General features: G+C 62.7%; 8 protein-coding genes. 3 read left to right on the top strand and 5 right to left on the bottom strand.

Annotation, left to right across the window (positions count from 1 at the left end; all coding sequences use genetic code 11):
• Positions 1-69 precede the first annotated feature (69 nt).
• Positions 70-8,544: a GH36-type glycosyl hydrolase domain-containing protein gene (locus OU993_RS08685; protein ID WP_268156224.1), complete on the bottom strand. Its 8,475-nt coding sequence runs from the start codon at positions 8,542-8,544 to the stop codon at positions 70-72.
• Positions 8,545-9,049: 505 nt separating this feature from the next.
• On the opposite strand from OU993_RS08685, the gene OU993_RS08680 reads away from it, so the two are divergent.
• Both OU993_RS08680 and OU993_RS08675 read left to right on the top strand, forming a co-directional pair.
• Positions 9,050-10,213: a M20 aminoacylase family protein gene (locus OU993_RS08680; protein WP_268156222.1), complete on the top strand. Its 1,164-nt coding sequence runs from the start codon at positions 9,050-9,052 to the stop codon at positions 10,211-10,213.
• Positions 10,214-10,355: 142 nt separating this feature from the next.
• Entirely contained in the window at positions 10,356-11,483 is a 1,128-nt protein-coding gene (locus OU993_RS08675; protein WP_268156221.1) for an NAD(P)/FAD-dependent oxidoreductase, read from the top strand.
• 28 nt (positions 11,484-11,511) lie between these two features.
• Here OU993_RS08675 and OU993_RS08670 read toward each other — a convergent pair whose 3' ends face one another.
• Positions 11,512-12,333 carry an endonuclease/exonuclease/phosphatase family protein gene (locus OU993_RS08670; RefSeq protein ID WP_268157601.1) on the bottom strand — a complete coding sequence of 274 codons (822 nt, stop codon included), beginning with the start codon at positions 12,331-12,333 and terminating at the stop codon, positions 11,512-11,514.
• 71 nt (positions 12,334-12,404) lie between these two features.
• The gene (cls, locus tag OU993_RS08665; protein WP_268156220.1) at positions 12,405-13,865 is read right to left on the bottom strand and encodes a cardiolipin synthase; all 1,461 of its coding nucleotides are present in this window, start codon (positions 13,863-13,865) and stop codon (positions 12,405-12,407) included.
• A gap of 212 nt (positions 13,866-14,077) precedes the next feature.
• Here cls and OU993_RS08660 point away from each other — a divergent pair, with 212 nt between their 5' ends.
• Positions 14,078-15,211 carry a methyl-accepting chemotaxis protein gene (locus OU993_RS08660; protein ID WP_268156219.1) on the top strand — a complete coding sequence of 378 codons (1,134 nt, stop codon included), beginning with the start codon at positions 14,078-14,080 and terminating at the stop codon, positions 15,209-15,211.
• Between the two features lie 6 nt (positions 15,212-15,217).
• Here the strand turns inward: OU993_RS08660 and OU993_RS08655 are convergent, their stop codons facing one another.
• Together OU993_RS08655 and cobD are read right to left on the bottom strand one after the other, a co-directional pair.
• Positions 15,218-16,660: a M20 family metallopeptidase gene (locus OU993_RS08655; RefSeq protein ID WP_268156217.1), complete on the bottom strand. Its 1,443-nt coding sequence runs from the start codon at positions 16,658-16,660 to the stop codon at positions 15,218-15,220.
• Between the two features lie 80 nt (positions 16,661-16,740).
• Positions 16,741-17,760 (bottom strand): threonine-phosphate decarboxylase CobD, encoded by a 1,020-nt coding sequence (gene cobD / locus OU993_RS08650; RefSeq protein ID WP_268156215.1) that lies wholly within the window; start codon positions 17,758-17,760, stop codon positions 16,741-16,743.
• Between the last annotated feature and the right edge of the window lie 38 nt (positions 17,761-17,798).

Here is a 17,798-nt window from a genome sequence, read left to right as displayed (position 1 = left end):
TCCAAACAGAACGGCCCGGCTGCACACCTGCAGCCGGGCCATTTTCGTTCAGATCGAGCTACGGAACCGTCAGCCCAGCACAAACCCTTCGTCGGCGGCAACGGCAGAACCGTTGACCGTCACTGTCGCTTCGCCATCGGTCATCGCCACGGCGATCTTGTAGGTCTTGTCGTCCAGCGTCAGTTCGGCAGAGAAACCGTCCCATTCCGCCGGCAGGACCGGACGCACGAAGAGGCGGTTGCCTTCGCGGCGGATGCCGAGAATGCCTTCGACGGCGGCGCGATAGAGCCAGCCGGCCGAGCCCGTGTACCAGGTCCAACCGCCGCGGCCGGTCAGGTCCCCGACGCCATAGACGTCGGCAGCAACAACGTAAGGCTCGACACGGTAGAGATCAGCCGAGGCCTGGTCGAGCGCGTGGTTGACCGGGTTCAATAGCTTGAAGGCCTTCCAGGCATCGTCGCCGCGCTTCAGCGCTGCAAGCGCCAGCACCACCCAGATCGCCGCATGGGTATACTGGCCGCCGTTTTCGCGCACGCCGGGCGGATAGGCCTTGATATAACCCGGGTCCTTCGGCGTGGTGGCAAAAGCCGGCGTGAAGAGGCGGATGAGGCCATCCTTCTCGTCCACCAGTTTCTCCATCACGGCGTTCATCGCCTGCTGCTGACGGGCCGGATCACCCTCGCCGGAGAGCACGCTCCAAGACTGGCCGAGCGAATCGATCGAGCATTCGAGGTTGCCGTTGGCACCCAGCGGACCGCCATCGTCGAAGTAGCCGCGACGATAGTAAGTGCCGTCCCAGCCCGCCGTTTCCAGCGCATGCTTGAGCGAGTCCAGATGCGCAGTCCAGCGTTCGACACGGGCCTGGTCAGCCCGTTCTTCCGCGTAAGGCAGGAAGCGACGCAGCGCTGCCGCCAGAAACCAGCCGAGCCAGACGCTCGTGCCGCGCCCGCCGATGCCGACACGGTTCATGCCGTCGTTCCAGTCGCCGCCGAGGATCAGCGGCAGGCCGTTGGAGCCGGTTCGCTTGATCGCAAGATCGAGCGCGCGGGCCGCATGTTCGTAAAGCGACGCCTGCTCGTCGGAAATCTCCGGTTTGTAGAAGGCATCGTGCTGGCCCGCGGTCAGCATCGGTCCCTGCAGGAAGGGCGTCGTCTCATTCAGGATCGCGCTGTCGCCGGTCGCCTCAATGTACTGGTGCGTCGCATATGCGAGCCACACCACGTCGTCCGAGATAGAAGTGCGCACACCCGCGCCGGTGCCCGGAAGCCACCAATGCTGCACGTCGCCTTCCTTGAACTGGCGGCTGGCGGCATTGACGATCTGGCGGCGGGCGAGATCCGGCTGATGGATCAGGAAAGCGAGCGTATCCTGCAACTGGTCGCGGAAGCCATAAGCACCCGACGACTGGTAGAAGGCAGTGCGCGACATGATGCGGCAGCCGAGCGCCTGATAGGGCAGCCAGCGGTTCACCATCAGGTCCATCGCCTTGTCCGGCGTCGAGATCTGCAGGCGTCCGGTGAACTCCTGCCAGAAATCGTTCGTCGTCTTCAAGACACCGTGGAAGGAAGAAACCTTCACCTCGGCGGCCAGGGCCACAGCTTCGTCGCGCGTCGCGCAATCACCCATGAAGAAGGTCACGACCTTCTCCTCGCCGGCCGACAGTTCGATGTCATAGGCAAGGGCAGCACAAGGCGCGCCATCCGGCTCCAGCGAGCCGTTGAGCGCAGAGCGGTTCATCACCGCCGTCGGTGCGGCAATCGTGCCGAAACGACCGAGGAAGTCGCGCCGGCTGGTGGTGAAGCCCGATGCATCGCCGTCGAGCCCGAAGAAGGCCGTGCGATGGTAATCGATGCTGTACGGGTTCGCCGCAAACAGCGTGCCCGTCGCCTCGTCCCGGCTGCTGAGGATGAAGGCCTGCGTGCGTTGCGGGTTGTTGCCGAGAATCCATTCGGCATAGCCGTAGACACGGTAACGACGCGGTTCGCCGCTGGTGTTCTTTACCGTCAGCTTGGAGAACTTGACCGGTCGGGTGCGATCCACCGTCTGAGTCAGCGTCAGGGTAAGACCGTCCTCCTGCGCCGTGAAGGTGGAATAACCGAGCCCATGACGCGTCTCGAACTGGACGGAGGGACGGCGCGACAGGGCCGCAAACGGGGTCGCAACAGACCCCGTTTCCAGATCCGTCACGTAGAAAGCCTCACCCGGACGGTTGACGACCGGATCGTTCGCCCAGGGCGTCAGCTGATAATCGCGCGAGTTCTGGCTCCAGGTGAAACCTGCGCCTTCCGCCGAAATATGGAAGCCGAACATCTCGTTCGAGATGACGTTGATCCACGGATGCGGCGTGGCGCCACCACCCGCCAGGCGCACGACATATTCGTCGCCATCCTTGGAGAAGCCGCCATAACCGTTCCAGAACTGCAGGTCGCCACCATCGGTCTCGACGGGACGGCCGAAATCGGCGGCCGAGAGAAGCGCACGACGGTCGAGTTCGGTTTCCACGCCGCGCGGGGCGGAGAAGAGCGAAACGGCACGCGCCACCTGGTCTTCGATCTTGCCGTTGCGGGCATGCAGGACGACACGCGAGGCCGCGATAAGCGCCGCCCAGGTGGCATCGTCCATCAGGTCACGGCGCAGCGCAAAGACCTGCTGCCGGCCTTCGGTCTGGCCGAGCCTGCGGATGCTTTCGCTGATCTGGTCGATCGCATGCTGCATGTCCTGCGCATAGGAGGCAGGCTTTTCATTGACGATGGCAAGATCGGCCATGACGCCGCGCGAACGCAGATATTCCTGCGCCGATAGGGCCTCCTTGACGACCTCCATGTCCATTTCGTCATTGATGCGCAGCGTGAAGATCGGCAGGTCGCCGGAGATCGACAGGCCCCAGAGCTGGCGCTGCGAGGCAAGGCCGGCTTCGACCGTGGCCGCATCGGCCCGCAGATGCATGTCCGGATAGACCAGGTAGCGGCCGAGATGCTGGAAGGCGGCGGCCTGCTGCGAGCTGATGCCGATATGGCGCATCTGCACCTGGACGCGCGTCCAGGCTTGCGTCAGTTCCGTCGCAAAGGAATCCGGGTGGCGATAGCGTTCGATCGCCACGTCCAGTTCCTCGCGGCTCGGCGCCGCGATGGTCCAGAAAATCACGCTCACCTTCTTGCCGGCCGGCACGCGCACGACGCGGCGCAGAGACAGGATCGGATCGAGCGTGAAGCCGTCGGTGCCGGAGAGCGTCGCATCCGGATCGAAGGCGGCAGCTTCTGCCAGCGTGCGGCCGCGGCCGAGGAAGCGGCGACGGTCGGTCTCGAACTCGGTCGGGCGCGAGGACCCGGCATTGTCGGCGGCAAGATGCGCAATCTGCATCGCCGGTTCGTTCGGATTGCGCTTGTTGCGCCAGGCGCGGATCACGTCGCCGCGGCGGCCGATCTCGGTGCGCACGAACATGCGCGAGAAGACCGGATGCGCATTGTCGTCATCCTCGTTGGCGATCACCGGCTCCAGATAGGAGGTCACTTCGATGAAGCGGTCTTCCGTTCCGGTATTGAGCAGCGTCAGGCGGCGGCCTTCGGCATCATGTTCGGTGGCGACGATGCATTCGACGCTCGACACCAGCGTGCCAACCGTCTTGTGGAACTCGGCCTTTTCGTCACTGAAGACGGTCTTGACCTTCTCGCCCTCGATGCGGCGCGGTTCCGCGGTGGTCGACCACCATTCGCCGCTTGCCGTATCGCGCAGGAAGATGAAATTGCCCCAGCGGTCTTCGACCGGATCGGGTTTCCAGCGGGTGACGGAAAGACCGTTCCACCGCGAATAACCCGTGCCGGTTGCCGTCATCATGGTCGAATAATGACCGTTCGACAGGAACACCATTTCGCGGTCGCGACCGGCCGGGTCCTGGATCGTGCGGATTTCCGGACGCAGCAGGTCGGCCTGGCCCTTGCCGGGCGTTTCCGGCTCGTATTTCGAGCCCATCACCGGCACTTCGCGCGGCGCCTTTTCCTGCAGCAGCAGTTCAGCGGCTTCCACCACCGGATCGGAATGGAAGAGTTCGCGCAGCTTGCCGTTGTTGACGACGTTGGCGATCGCCGCAATCGACATGCCATGGTGGTGAGCATAATAGTTGAACACCACTGCACAGCGCTTGCCTTCCGGAACGCGGGTCGGCGTGAAGTCGACCGCATCATGGAAGCCGTATTTGCCAAGCGCACCCACGGCGCGCAGCTTCTGCAGGTTCTCGAGCGCTTCCAGCGGCTTGTACTGGCTGGCGAGGATCGAGGCATAGGGCGCGATGACGGCGTTCTGGCCAAGACCACGCTTCAGCCCCAGCGTCGGCACGCCGAAGTTCGTGTACTGGTAGTTCAGGTTATGGTCGCGGGCGTTGAAGGCGGCTTCCGAAATCCCCCAGGGGATGTTCAGACGGCGGCCATGGTTCATCTGCTCCTCGACGATCAGGTTGTTTGTCTGGTTCAGAATGCCGCCCTGACGCTCCTGCATGACGAGCGGCGGCATCAGATATTCGAACATCGAACCCGACCAGGAGATCAGCGCGCCCCGCGCACCGATCGGCACGACCTGACGGCCGAGGCGATACCAGTGTTCAGTCGGCAGATCGCCCTTGGCGATGGCAAAGAGGCTGGTCAGGCGGCATTCCGACGCCAGAAGGTCGTAGCAGGCCTCGTCGAGATCGTTGCTTTCGACGCGGTAGCCGATCGAGAGGAGTCGGCGGTCCTTCCGGTAAAGGAAGGTGAAGTCCATCGAGAAGGCGAGATTGCGGGCACGGTCGCGCAACTGGATCAGGCGCTGGCGCAGCGGCTCGATATTCGTCATGTCGAAGGTGCTGTCGGCGATATGCGCCTCGCAGGCGGCTACCAGCGATTCCGACCAGCGTGTCACTTCCATGCTCTGGGGGCTGCTCACCTCATGGTCGAGGTTGGCGGCCAGCTTCTGGATGTCGCGCGCCAGCACCGCAAGGTTGATGATGCGGATGGAGGCGAATTCGTGCTCGCGCTTGACGGCGGCGAGCGCATTACCGAAACCGATGATGCGTTCTTCCAGGCGGCGGCGCAGCGGACGCACCGTCTTGCGGTCGTCGGGCAGTTCCGAGAGTGCCTCGGACAGGATGCCGGCGACATCGCCGATACCATCAAGATTGGCCTGCAGATGCGCAGATGGCGCTTCCGCCCATTCGCGGCAGGCGGACGAGACTGCAATCAGATGGCCGGCCAGGTTGCCACTGTCGACGGTCGAGACATAACGCGGTCCGAGCGTCAGCAGCGAATCCGTATGGTACCAGTTGAACAGATGGCCGCGATATTTGTCCATCTTCTCGACGGTCGAGATCGTCTGATCCAGCCGGTCGAGCGTTTCCTGGAAGCTGATCCAGCCGAAATGCCGCGCCGAGACGGTGGACAGGATGTAGACGCCGATATTGGTCGGCGAGGTGCGCTTGGCGACAATCGGCTCCGGCTTTTCCTGAAAATTGTCCGGCGGCAGGAAGTGCTGGTCCTCGGTCACGAAGGCTTCGTAATAGCGCCAGGTGCGACGCGAAATCTTGCGAAGCTCGACGGAGACCGCCTCCGGCACGAATAGCCGGTCTTCGGTTTCGGCCGACTGGCTGACATACCAGGCAACGATCGGCGAGAAGACCCACAACAGCACGAAGGGCAGGCCAACGAGGAAGGCATTGTCATCCGGCAGCGCGGCCAACATCAGGCCGAGCACGGCAGCAACCGGCGCATGCCACATGGAGCGATAATAATCCTGCGGGCTCCCCTGCGCCGAGGACTGGATGCTGGCGGCGGTGCGCCATTCCAGCAGAAGCTTGCGGCTGACGAACAGGCGATAGATCGAGCGGACGATCGCATCGAGCATCATGAAGGCCGAGTCGGCGATGAAGACGATGCGGAGCGCAACCTGCGCATTGGCCGAACGCACGTCGGACCACAGCGAATAGAAATGCGCGCGCTGCACGATGTCGGTGGAGCGCGGCAGGATGCCGGTGATCAGCGACAGCGTCGGCGCCACGAACAGCGAGAAGATCAGCAGGATCTGCCAGACCAGCGCACCAAGCGGGTCCATGAAATACCAGCCGAGCACGGAGGAGAAGAACCAGGCGATCGGCGTCAGCGAGCGGCGCAGGTTGTCGACCATCTTCCAGCGGCCAAGCGCGGTGACGCCGCGCATCGGATCGAGGATATAGGGCAGAAGCTGCCAGTCGCCGCGGGCCCAGCGATGCTGGCGCGACACTTCGACCTCGTAGCGCGTCGGGAAGTCTTCGACCAGTTCCACGTCGGTCACCAGCGCGCAGCGGGCGAACGAACCTTCCAGAAGGTCGTGGCTGAGAACGGAGTTTTCTTCGATACGACCGCGCAGGGCCGTCTCGAAGGCATCAACGTGATAGAGACCTTTGCCGGTAAACGTGCCTTCGCCCGTCAGGTCCTGATAGACGTCGGAGACGGTGAAGACGTAAGGGTCGATACCGCGGCTGATCGAATAAACGCGCTGGAAGACAGAGGCGTCCTTGCCGGTCGTCAGCGAAGGGGTGACGCGCGGCTGCAAGAGGCCGTAACCGTTGATCACCCGGCCGCTGTTCACATCGTGTACCGGACGGTTGATCGGATGGTGCAGCTTGCCGACGAGCTTCGTCACCGCATCGCGCATCAAGCGCGTATCGGCGTCGAGCGTCATCACATACTGCACGTTTTCCGGCACCGTATTGGCGCCCGGCATGTAGGTCGTGTCCTTGTCGCCGCGCAAAAGCAGGTTCAGTTCGTGCAGCTTGCCGCGCTTGCGCTCCCAGCCCATCCAGACACCTTCGGACGGGTTGAACAGACGGCGGCGGTGCAGGAGGTAAAACCGGGTCTTGCCGTCATAGGCATAACGGGCGCTGAGCAGCGCCACTTCGCGCCGCGCATATTCGAGAACTTCCAGATCGGCATCCGTCTGTTCGAGCGTGCTGTCCTTCCAGTCGCTGAGGAGCGCAAAGTAGATTTCGCCGCGCGGATTGGCGAGGTAATGCACCTCGATATTGCGGACGAGCTCATCCACCGTGTCGCGATTGGTGATCAGGCAGGGGACGACGACGAGGGTGCGAGCATCTTCCGGGATGCCGTTCTTGAACTCATAGCCCACAAGCCGGGCGGGCTTTACGATATAGGTGACCAGCGTGTTGAAGAGACCCGTGGCACCTTCCGAAGCCGGCAGGGAGAACATCAGCAGGAAAAGCAGGATCACCGGCCAGCTCATGCCGGCATTCGCCAGGAAACCGCCGACGATGGCGAGCGCCAGGAAGGTCAGAAGCAGGACGGGCACGGCCACCGCCAGCCAGTTCATCTTCTGAACGGTGCGAATGGTGCGCTGGGCGATGTTCGGCGTGTAGCCAACCCGCTTTTCCAGTTCCGTCAGATACATGCCCGTCAGGAAGGCACCGACATTGGCCTTGTGCGGATCGGGTTCCGGCGCGCTCTTGGCCTCCTGCGCCAAGGCGATCGCCGCGCGCGCCACGTCGATTTCGCTCTTGCCGCAATAACGGGCGATCTTTTCGATGCGGTTGCGGTAGGAATTGCGCGATCCGAAATCGAGTTCATTGTAGTCGCTCTGCTCGCGCAGAACCTGGTCGACAAGGCAGACCTCTTCGAACCAGACGCTCCATTCCGTGTCGTCGATCTCACGCAGGCTCTTGATGATGTTGCCCATGGTGAGATTGCCGGAGGACAGGCGGTTCTGTTCCGCCATCATCACTTCTTCGGTGTCGGTGCCGGCAGCGTCCAGCCGCGCCTCCAGCCAGGCGATCGCGAAGCTTGGCGATTGCGAGGCATTGCGCAGGCGGTAAAGGAACTGGGTCGAGAAGGTGTTGTCGTCCGTCAGCGGCTCGATCCGCTTCAGGATCTCGGCCGAGGCGGCCTCGTCATTGAGTTTGATGATCTCGTCGGCCGCATCATTGGCCTGCTGGCGCATGCGGCGCGATTTTTCCACGCGAATGGAGATGCGGCGCAGGTTTTCGATCAGCACAAACCGCAGGAAGGACGGCAGAGCCCAGAGTTCGCCGATTTCCAGCGACTGGTGGACCTGGAAACCCTCGGTCATCGCCGTCAGGTTGTCGCGGTTCAGCGTGCTGTGGGTATGCGCCACATAAAGCCAGGCCAGCGCCAGCACCCGCGGCATTTCCTGTCCGCCGATCGTGACCGTCGGCAGTTGCCGGTAGAATTTCTTCGGGAAGTCACGGCGAACTTCCTGGATCGCCTCTTCGACGATGTAGTGGTTGTCGAGCAGCCACTCGGCCGCCGGCGTGATCGTCTGGCCGGCTTCCACGTCCTTCGCGGTCGTCCGGTAGACGCGCAGGATTTCCTTTTCGTTTTCCTTGTGCCGATCGTGGAAACCGAAGGCCATCAGGCCGGGCAGCGTCTGGGCACCGTCCCTCGCCAGGGCCTCACCACAGCTGCGCAGGTCGTCCGCATTAAAATAGGTCGCTCTGATCGCCTCGTTATGGTCGATTTGCTTGCCTTCGGTTTCACGAGAGGTCGCAGCAGGCGTGTTATGAAAAGACATTGGGGCGGCTTCTACGAATGAGTGGCACTGATGTGGGGGACGGACCGGTCGACAAAATCAAACACGGCATGCGGAAAATGGTCGCGAGCACACGTCGCAAGGCGACAGCGGACGGGCCTGCCTGCAGCGGACGGAAATACGAACGGGAGGGCCAGATCTGTCCACATGCTTCTCCAAAACCATGACCGTTCGCCTCTATTCCTCCAGGCATGAATGAAACCTGAACATATTCAGCCATTTGGAATATAGAATACGATGTTTTGATTCTTGGAACGGTATGACCTGAGGAACGGCATCGTCCGTAAAGTCCTCACTGTTCCGATGGTTCCATGACATCAAGATCAATCGCGTTCAAGCGGGATTCTGCGGCAGGCTTAACGCCGCGGCAGACGGGGTAAACGCCAGCAGGAGACCGACATCCGGGTTTGCCGCGTCCCCGGCCAACTGCTATGGCTGGAAGCAAGCCGCTGCATGACTTGCCCCGCTCAGGTATCCAGGAAAACCCATGACGATCCAGTTCTCAAACTACATTCCGGAATTCGTGGCCACCCGACGTTTCCTGCATCAGAATCCTGAACTTGGCCTCTCGGAATTCAAGACATCGGACTATCTGGCCGAGCAGCTGAACGCCCTCGGTTACGAGGTGACGCGCGGTTTTGGCAAGACGGGACTGGTCGCCTCGCTGAAGAATGGAACGAGCGGCCGATCGATCGGCATCCGCGCCGATATCGACGCGCTGCCGATTGCGGAAGAAACGGGCCTGGACTACGCAAGCCAGAATGCCGGCCTGATGCATGCCTGCGGCCATGACGGACATACCGCCATCCTGCTCGGCGCCGCCCGCATCCTTGCGGAGCGCCGCAATTTCGACGGCACGCTGAACCTGATCTTCCAGCCGGCGGAGGAGAACTTTGCCGGCGCCAAACTGATGATCGACGACGGACTGTTCCGGCAGTTCCCATGCGATGCGGTGTTCGGCCTGCACAACGATCCCGGCATTCCGTTCGGCAAGATCGCCGTCCGAGAAGGTGCGATGATGGCGGCCGCCGACGAATGCCTGATCACCATCAACGGACGCGGCGGGCACGGCGCCGAACCACAGGACGCCAGCGATCCGATCGTCTGTGGGGCCAGCATCATCATGGCACTTCAAACCATCGTCTCGCGCAACCTGCATGCCATGGACCAGGCGGTGATCACCGTCGGCGCCTTTAACGCCGGCAAGGCGAGCAACGTCATCCCTGAGCGAGCGGAGATGGCAGTGACCGTCCGCTCCTTCGACCAGACGGTACGCGATACGCTGGAAAAGCGGATTCGCGAGGTAGCCGAAGGCCAGGCCGCCAGCTACGGCATGAGCGTGTCGATCTCCTACGAGCGGGGCTATGAGCCGACCATCAACCACAAGGCCGAGACGGACTTCGTGCGCGAGGTGGCAGGGCGTGTCGTCGGCAGCGACAACGTCTTCGATCTCGCTCGCCCTTCGATGGGAAGCGAGGACTTCGCCTTCATGCTCAAGGAATGCCCCGGCAGCTATTTCCTCCTCGGCACCGGCCGGACCGACAACGATCCGCCGCTGCACCATCCCCGTTTCGATTTCAACGACGATGCCCTGCCGATCGGCGTCGGCATGTGGGTCGAGATCGCGGAAACCTATCTGAAGGCACCTTGATCTGCCTTGAGCGACCGATTCGGCGCACCAAATCTCCCTTTTTCGGAAACAAATCGGGCTTCTGCAATTTTAGCTTGAATCGCCGCAGGAATTGGCGTGATTTGCACCACTCAAGAACGCACTGACCGACGGGGAGGTAGGGATGGCCGATATTGATGCAATCGTTGTCGGCGCGGGCGTTGTCGGGCTTGCCTGCGCGCGCGAACTGGCGCTGGCCGGGCAGTCGGTACTGGTTCTGGAGGCCGACAGCGCCATCGGCACCGGCACCTCGTCACGCAACAGCGAGGTGATCCATGCAGGCCTCTATTACCCGTCCGGCAGCCTGAAGGCAAAACTGTGTGTCGAAGGGCGCAACAAGCTTTACGATTATTGTGAGCAGCACGGCGTCCTGCACCGGCGTTGCGGCAAGCTGATCGTTGCGACAATAGCCGATGAAATCCCGCGGCTGGAGGACCTGCAGCAGAAGGGCCGCGCAAACGGTTGCACGGACCTGCAGCTCATCTCCGGCGACGAGGCAAGACGGCTGGAGCCCGCCCTCTCCTGTGTGGCGGCCCTTCTGTCCCCCTCCACCGGTATCATCGACAGCCATGGCTACATGCTGGCCCTGAGGGGCGATCTGGAGGAAGCGGGTGGAGCAATCGCCTTTCGTGCACCAATGATCTCGGCCCGTCATGCGGAGGATGGCTTCATCGTTTCGGCCGGTGGCAGTGATCCGCTCGACATCTCCTGCTCGCTGCTCGTCAATGCCGGCGGACTGCATGCGTCCGAGGTCGCGGCCAGCATCGAGCCTCTGGCGCAGGCAAAGGTCCCGCAGACCCGGTATGCCAAGGGCAATTATTTCATGCTGGCCGGGCGCGCACCCTTTTCGCACCTCATCTACCCGGCACCGCACGCCCATGGTCTGGGTGTCCATCTGACCATGGATCTCGGCGGACAGGCCCGCTTCGGCCCGGATGTCGAGTGGGTGGATCGGATCGGTTACACCGTTGATCCCGCCCGGGTTGCGGGTTTCACCGACGCGATACGCCGCTACTGGCCCGAGATGCCGGAAGATGCTCTCATTCCCGGTTACGCCGGAATTCGCCCGAAGATCTGCGGCCCGGACGATCCGGCAGCCGATTTCCGCATCGACGGGCCGGACGTGCACGGTCTTGCCGGTCTCGTGAACCTGTTCGGCATCGAAAGCCCGGGATTGACGGCATCGCTGGCCATCGCACGCGAGACGGTGGACCGCCTGCTGCCCGAACGCCGCGTGGCGCTGGCGGCGTGAAGAAAAGAGATCCCGCACGGGAGCGCTTTCAGGGAGAAACGACGTCGCCGGCCGTCTTGAGAAGAGCCTTGATCGGCAGGTGATCGGAGGCGACGCGTGCAAGTGCGCTATCATGCGCTCTCACCTCGCCCACCAGTCCCGGTCGATTGCTCATGATCCGGTCGAGCGCCAGCACCGGCAGACGCGATGGGAAACTTGGTACGGCGGGCGGCATGCCGCGGAAGATCGCACCAAGCGAGTTCAGCGACGAGCGGTCGCCGAGGCGCCACTCGTTGAGATCACCCATCAGGAGCGTCGGTTGCTCCTCCCGCCCGCCAAGAATATCGAGGATCATGCGCGCCTGCTGCTGGCGGGACCGGTTGAGAAGCCCGAGATGGGCAGCAATGACCCGAAGCGGCGAACCATCACGCAGTTCCAGTTCCGTCATCAGCGCGCCGCGCGGCTCGAGCCCGGGCAGTTTCAGCTGATGCACATCACGCACCACCCCTTCGCGGATGAACAGCACATTGCCGTGCCAGCCATGCGCCTTCGAAACTCCGGAAACCGGCACCGGCACCAGCCCTGTCTCACGCTCCATCCAGGCGAGATCCAGGAGACCGCGCCGTTCGCCGAAACGTGTATCGGCCTCCTGCAAAGCCAGAAGATCCGGCGCCATCTCACGGATCACCTGGGCGATGCGGTCGGGATCAAAGCGCCCGTCGACGCCGACACATTTGTGGACATTGTAGGAGGCGACCAGCAAGGCCCCATCCTCCCGCGCGCCCGTCTCCTCGGTGCCGAGACCCCGCCGTTTGCGGTTGCGTATGGACGCCAGGATGCTTGCAGGAAGATTGGGCTTATTGCCCCGGATTGCAGGACGGGTCGGATCAGAAACCATACAGCGAGTATAGCGCATCAGTCGGCCGCTTCCAGAGAAAGAGCTCAGAGATAGGGTGATCCGAGCCACAGAACCCGCTCGAACAGCCGCACCAGGAAAGGCCGCGCCCGAAGGGCCGGCAGCGTTACCTCATCGGCGAGCGCCAGCACCTGCGAGATCCGCTTTTCGACGATGGAGGCAAAGGCGATGTCGAACACCTCGACATCCACCTCGAAGTTCAGCCTGAGCGACCGCGGGTCCATGTTGGAGGAGCCGATATAGGTCCAGCGGCCGTCGATCACCATCAGTTTCGAATGGTTAAAGGGCCCATCCGCGCGCCAGATGCGGCACCCGCCCTTCAGGATCTGATCGAACTGGGCAGTCATGGCCCGGTCGACCAGCGTCAGGTTGTTCGAAGCCGGCACGATGATATCCACATCCACCCCGCGCCGCGCCGCCGTGGCCAGCGCGCTGATCAACTCCCTGTCCGGCAGGAAATAGGGCGACACGATCCGGATGGACGAGCGGGCAACCGAAAACGCCCCCATCAGGATCTTGTGGTTGGTCTCGACGCTTTTGTCCGGCCCGGACGCCACGATGCGGGCAAGCATCGGATCGTCCGGCAGGCTTTCCGGTGGTTCGATCTGCCAGGCATCGCCGACCAGAAGCTCGCCGCTGGCAAAATTCCAGTCTTCGGCCGCCACCGCAAAGAGATCGGCCACCAGCGGCCCCTTCAGACGGAAATGCGTGTCGATAGAACAGGCCTCGCCTTCGAACTCGCGGGAAAAAGCCTCGCGGATGTTCATGCCGCCGGTGAAGGCCAGCGTCCCGTCCACGATCATGATCTTCCGGTGGGTTCTCAGATTGGCATAGGGCAGCCTGAGGCCCATGATGACATTGCCGTTGAAGACATTGACCGTCACACCGCCCTCGCGCAGCATGCCGAGTACGCTCGGCACCGAATAACGGGCGCCCACGGCATCGATCAGCACGCGCACCTCGACACCGCGAAGAACGGCCTGGGAGAGCGCCTCGACAAACCGGCAGCCGATGCGATCGCGGTCGAAGATATAGGTTTCGAGCAGGATGCTGCGCTGAGCTGTGGTGATGGCCTCAAGCATCGCCCGGAAGGTCGCATCTCCCCCATCCAGCAGATCGATCTGATTGCCGGAGGTGATGCTCCAGCGCGACACCCGGTCACCCAGCGTCTTCATCGCCAGAAAACGGCGGCCGAATTCGCTCGCCACCCGGTCGTTCCCCGCGTCGAAGGAGGCCGCGTGCGGACCAAACGCCTTGTTCTTCAGGTTGCGCTGATTGAACACCGCTTTCCGGCGAATGCGGTTGATGCCGGCAATCAGATAAAGAAGCGCGCCGACGATGGGAGAGAGCAGGATGACGCCCACCCAGCCGATGGCCGAGCGCACCTCTTCCTTCGTCATGGCGACATGAATGGCAGCTGTCGCGCCCATGAGGACCGACAGAACGAAAACGATGTGCGGCCAGTAGGGCGATAGGAGATCCAGCATCCGCACAGATATAGGCGATGGATCGAAAGCTGCAATTGCCTGACTGTCCGGGGAACCGATGCGGTGTGCCACGCGACAAAAGCAACCAACAGCAGAGGTGGCCTCAAGGTTTCGTGCCGAGAATATTTATTTAGAAAGTAATAACCATAAATGTGCAAACTAAAAAAGTAATGACTATCAGCTTTTCCTAACATTTAAACCGGAGTCATTTCATGACGGTCGCAAGGAAATATCTGTCCAGCCAAGCAGTTCCGGCGACACCCCGGTCGATGAGGGTCATCACCGACAGCATCAGCACCGATCTGCAGCATTTCAGCGCCGACAACACCCATGTCGTGAAGCAAATCAAGCTTCTGGCCATCAACGCGCTCATCGAGGCGGCACGGGCGGGTGAAACCGGCAAGGGTTTTGCCGTGGTGGCGAACGAGGTGCAGCGCCTGGCACAGCTCGCCACAGACATTGCAAGCCGTTTCGAAAGCAATGTTCTCGGTCGGATCGGCTTGAGCCGCAGCATGGCGGAAACGCTGGTCACCGAGATGGAAGGCGTGCGGCTGACGGATCTTGCCCAGACGCTCGTCCAGCTGATCGTCCGCAACCTCTTCGAGCGCACCGCCGACGTGCGCTGGTGGGCAACCGATTCAGCCCTTTGGGACGCGCTGCAGGATCCGACGGTGCAGAAGGCGGAGTTTGCCGCAAGCCGCCTCGGCGTCATCAACCGCTTTTACACCGTCTACCATGATCTGGTGATGACCGATCTGTCCGGCCGCATCGTGGCCACGGCCAACCCAAAACACCAGCGTCGCCTGCTGGGCCAGTCTCTGGCGGGTGATCCGTGGTTCCAGGCGGCAAGCCGCTGCGCCTCGGGTGACGATTACATCGTCGACGAAGTCAAAGCGAGCCCGCTGCATGAAGGACACCACGTGCTGGTTTATGCCACCGGGATCCGCGAGGGTGGCAAGGTGGATGGCCGGCTGATCGGCACGCTCGGCGTCTATTTCGACTGGCAGAACCAGGGCCATTCCATCGTCGAGAAGGAGGCCAATCTGCCGGCGCAGCAGGTGGAGCGCACGACCGTCATGCTGCTGGACGAGAAGGCGCGCGTGATCGCCTGCAACCGGCCGGAGCGCCTCTTCACCCATTTTGCGCTGAAGGTGGACGGTGGCCAGCAGAAGGGCTGTTATTACAATGACCAGGGCGCCATCGTCGCCTTTGCCCGCACCCTGGGTTACGAGGATTACGACGGCCTCGGCTGGTACGGTGTCGTGGTGCAGGAAACCGAAAACGACGAGGCGATCCGCAGCCAGCTGGACCTGCGGACGCCCCGAGCATCTGAAACGAAGATTTGAGCCGGGTCAGCCGGCCCGGCGACGCCCGCCCATGGCCTCGACCGGCGGCTCGGTGCCGGCGGGGATCGGACTGCGATAGGCCTGGCCCTTCAGCCGGCGCTTGAGATCGGCCCAGGCCGATTCCCGCAGCTGATCGCTCTGCAGTGCCGCAAGTCCCGTGGCCGCCATGGCCTTGGCGGTCGAGATCATGCCCTTGTGGGCAATACCGCTTTTACCCTGCGCCACCACCTGCCAGGTGTGCAGCTGTGTCCCGATCGCAAGCGTAGGCCCGTAGGCCTGCACGGTCGGCACCACCCAGCTGACATCGGCGACATCCGTCGAGCCGCCCATCTGGCGCACCTCGTTATGCGCGGGCAGGATGAAATCGGCGAGCGGCACGTCTCGCTCTTCCAGTCTTTCCTGCGCCCAGCTGGCGGCAATGTCTTCCGGGCTCAACGTCGCACGGATCGCCTCGGCAAAGGCGATATCCTCGCGGTCGAACTCCGGCGGGCCCATGCTCTGCCAGACATCCTGCATCACATCCATCAGCGGCGTATTGACGATCAGGTTGGAGACGCCCGAGAGGATCGTGTGTTCCACCTTCGTCTCGGTCATCAGCGCGGCGCCTTCCGCCACCTTCTTCACCCGCTCGATCAGCGAGAAAAGCCCGGCAAGCTCCGGCGCGCGTACCACATAGCGCACCTTGGCATGCGCCTGCACGACGTTCGGGGAAATGCCGCCGGCATCGAGCAGCGCATAATGGATGCGGCACTCCTGGTGCATGTGTTCGCGCAGATAGTTGACGCCGACATTCATCAGTTCCACCGCATCAAGCGCGCTGCGGCCAAGCTCGGGGCTGGCGGCGGCATGCGAGGAACGGCCGGTAAAGGTGAAGTCTATGCGGCAGTTGGCAAGCGAGGTTTCGCGCTGCACGCCGGCAAAATTGCTCGGATGCCAGCAGATGGCGATATCGACATCCTCGAAGGCGCCGGAGCGCACCATGAAGGCCTTTGCCGCACCGCCCTCTTCCGCCGGGCAGCCGTAATAGCGCACGCGGCCGGGCGTGCCGGTCGCCTCCAGCCAATCCTTCAGCGCGGTCGCTGCCAGAAGCGAGGCGGAGCCGAGGAGATTGTGCCCGCAACCATGGCCGTTGGCGCCGGCCGTCAGCGGCTCGTGCCGGGCAACACCGGCCTGCTGGCTGAGACCCGCCAGCGCATCATATTCGCCGAGAAAGGCAATCACCGGCCCCCCCTCGCCTGCCTCGCCGATCAGCGCCGTCGGAATGTCGGCGACGTTTTCGCTAATGCGAAACCCTTGCGTCTCCAGCATTTCCCGGTGGGCGGCGGCCGATTCCTCTTCCATGTAGCAGGTTTCCGGCGTTGCCCAGACCCGGTCCGCCAACTCCGTGAACACCTCCCTCTTTCTGTCGACGGCATCGAAGATTTGCGGAAGGTTGCTGTTTGCGGACATTGGTTTCACCTGCATGCGACAATTCAAGACTGGCCGACCCTATCCCAGCATCGCCAGAATGCAAATCTTTCCTGCAGCCTTCAAACGTGCCAAATTTCTGAGCAGAGCGTCTCTTCCAGCCGATTCCACTCGTCCGGTCGTGGCAGGCCGATGCGCAAGGTATCCGGCCGCTCGGCAAAGCGCCGCACCAGAATGCCGGCCTCACCCAGATGCCGGAACAGCCGCTCGGCGCGTTCATTCCGCACGTATCGGAACAGTGATGTCCCGCCAGCAACCGCCAGTCCGGCAGTGGCCAAAAGCCGATCAAGCTCGCCGGCCTCCCGGTCGAGCCGCTGGCGCATCTCCTGCTGCCACGCAGTATCAGAGAGCGCTGCAAGCCCGATCGCCAGCGTCGGACCGGGAATGACCCAGGGCCCGAGCCGCGCCGAAAGCCGCGCGGCAACCGGTATGCTCGCTACGGCGAAGCCGAGCCGCACGCCGGCAAGACCGTAGAACTTGCCGAACGAGCGGAGCACCGCGAGCCCATCGTGAACACTGTCCGCGACGGAGGCACCCGGCGCCAGCACGTCCACGAAGGCCTCGTCCACCACGAGCAATCCGCCCTTGCCCGCGAGATGCCGGCCAAGCATCAGGAGTTCGTCGCGTCCAATCAGCCGTCCGTCCGGATTGTTGGGATTGACGACGATCGCCAGATCCGCCGTAAAAAGATCCGCCACCTCCTGCGTCTCGCGGACGGCAAAACCTGCAAGCTGCGCCATCTGCGCATGTTCGGCATAGGTAGGCGACAGAATGGCCGCGGTCTTTCCTTCTGGCGAAAACGTGCCAAACCGGGCCTCGATCAACAACGGCAGCAGGATCTGCGTACCGGCGGCGGCCGCGAGATGATCTGCCGAAGATGCGCCATACACCTTCGCAGCACATCTCTTCAGGCGCGTTAGATCCTCCGGCTCCGGCAGGCGGGAAAAGGCATCGGCAGGCAATGGTGGAACCGGATAGGCATGCGGATTGATTCCGGTGGAAAGGTCGATCCACGGCCGCGGCGCTGCCGGAAACAGGCTTTCCGCCCGTCTCAGGTTGCCGCCATGCTCGATTCTGTGCATGACAGGCGCCATCTGCCCCTCTTGTCTCTCTTTGGTCC

Origin of the sequence: Rhizobium sp. SL86, from assembly GCF_026672545.1 — a bacterium.
Taxonomy (GTDB): domain Bacteria; phylum Pseudomonadota; class Alphaproteobacteria; order Rhizobiales; family Rhizobiaceae; genus Neorhizobium.
Note: the sequence above shows the minus strand (reverse complement) of the source record. Positions and strands in the feature narration are given on the sequence as shown.

Excerpts from the sequence above, each read along its gene's own strand:
- cobD (WP_268156215.1), bottom strand. The coding sequence starts at position 17,760 with ATGCACAGAATCGAGCATGGCGGCAACCTGAGACGGGCGGAAAGCCTG.
- OU993_RS08655 (WP_268156217.1), bottom strand. The coding sequence starts at position 16,660 with ATGTCCGCAAACAGCAACCTTCCGCAAATCTTCGATGCCGTCGACAGA.
- cls (WP_268156220.1), bottom strand. The coding sequence starts at position 13,865 with ATGCTGGATCTCCTATCGCCCTACTGGCCGCACATCGTTTTCGTTCTG.
- OU993_RS08675 (WP_268156221.1), top strand. The coding sequence starts at position 10,356 with ATGGCCGATATTGATGCAATCGTTGTCGGCGCGGGCGTTGTCGGGCTT.
- OU993_RS08680 (WP_268156222.1), top strand. The coding sequence starts at position 9,050 with ATGACGATCCAGTTCTCAAACTACATTCCGGAATTCGTGGCCACCCGA.
- OU993_RS08660 (WP_268156219.1), top strand. The coding sequence starts at position 14,078 with ATGACGGTCGCAAGGAAATATCTGTCCAGCCAAGCAGTTCCGGCGACA.
- OU993_RS08685 (WP_268156224.1), bottom strand. The coding sequence starts at position 8,544 with ATGTCTTTTCATAACACGCCTGCTGCGACCTCTCGTGAAACCGAAGGC.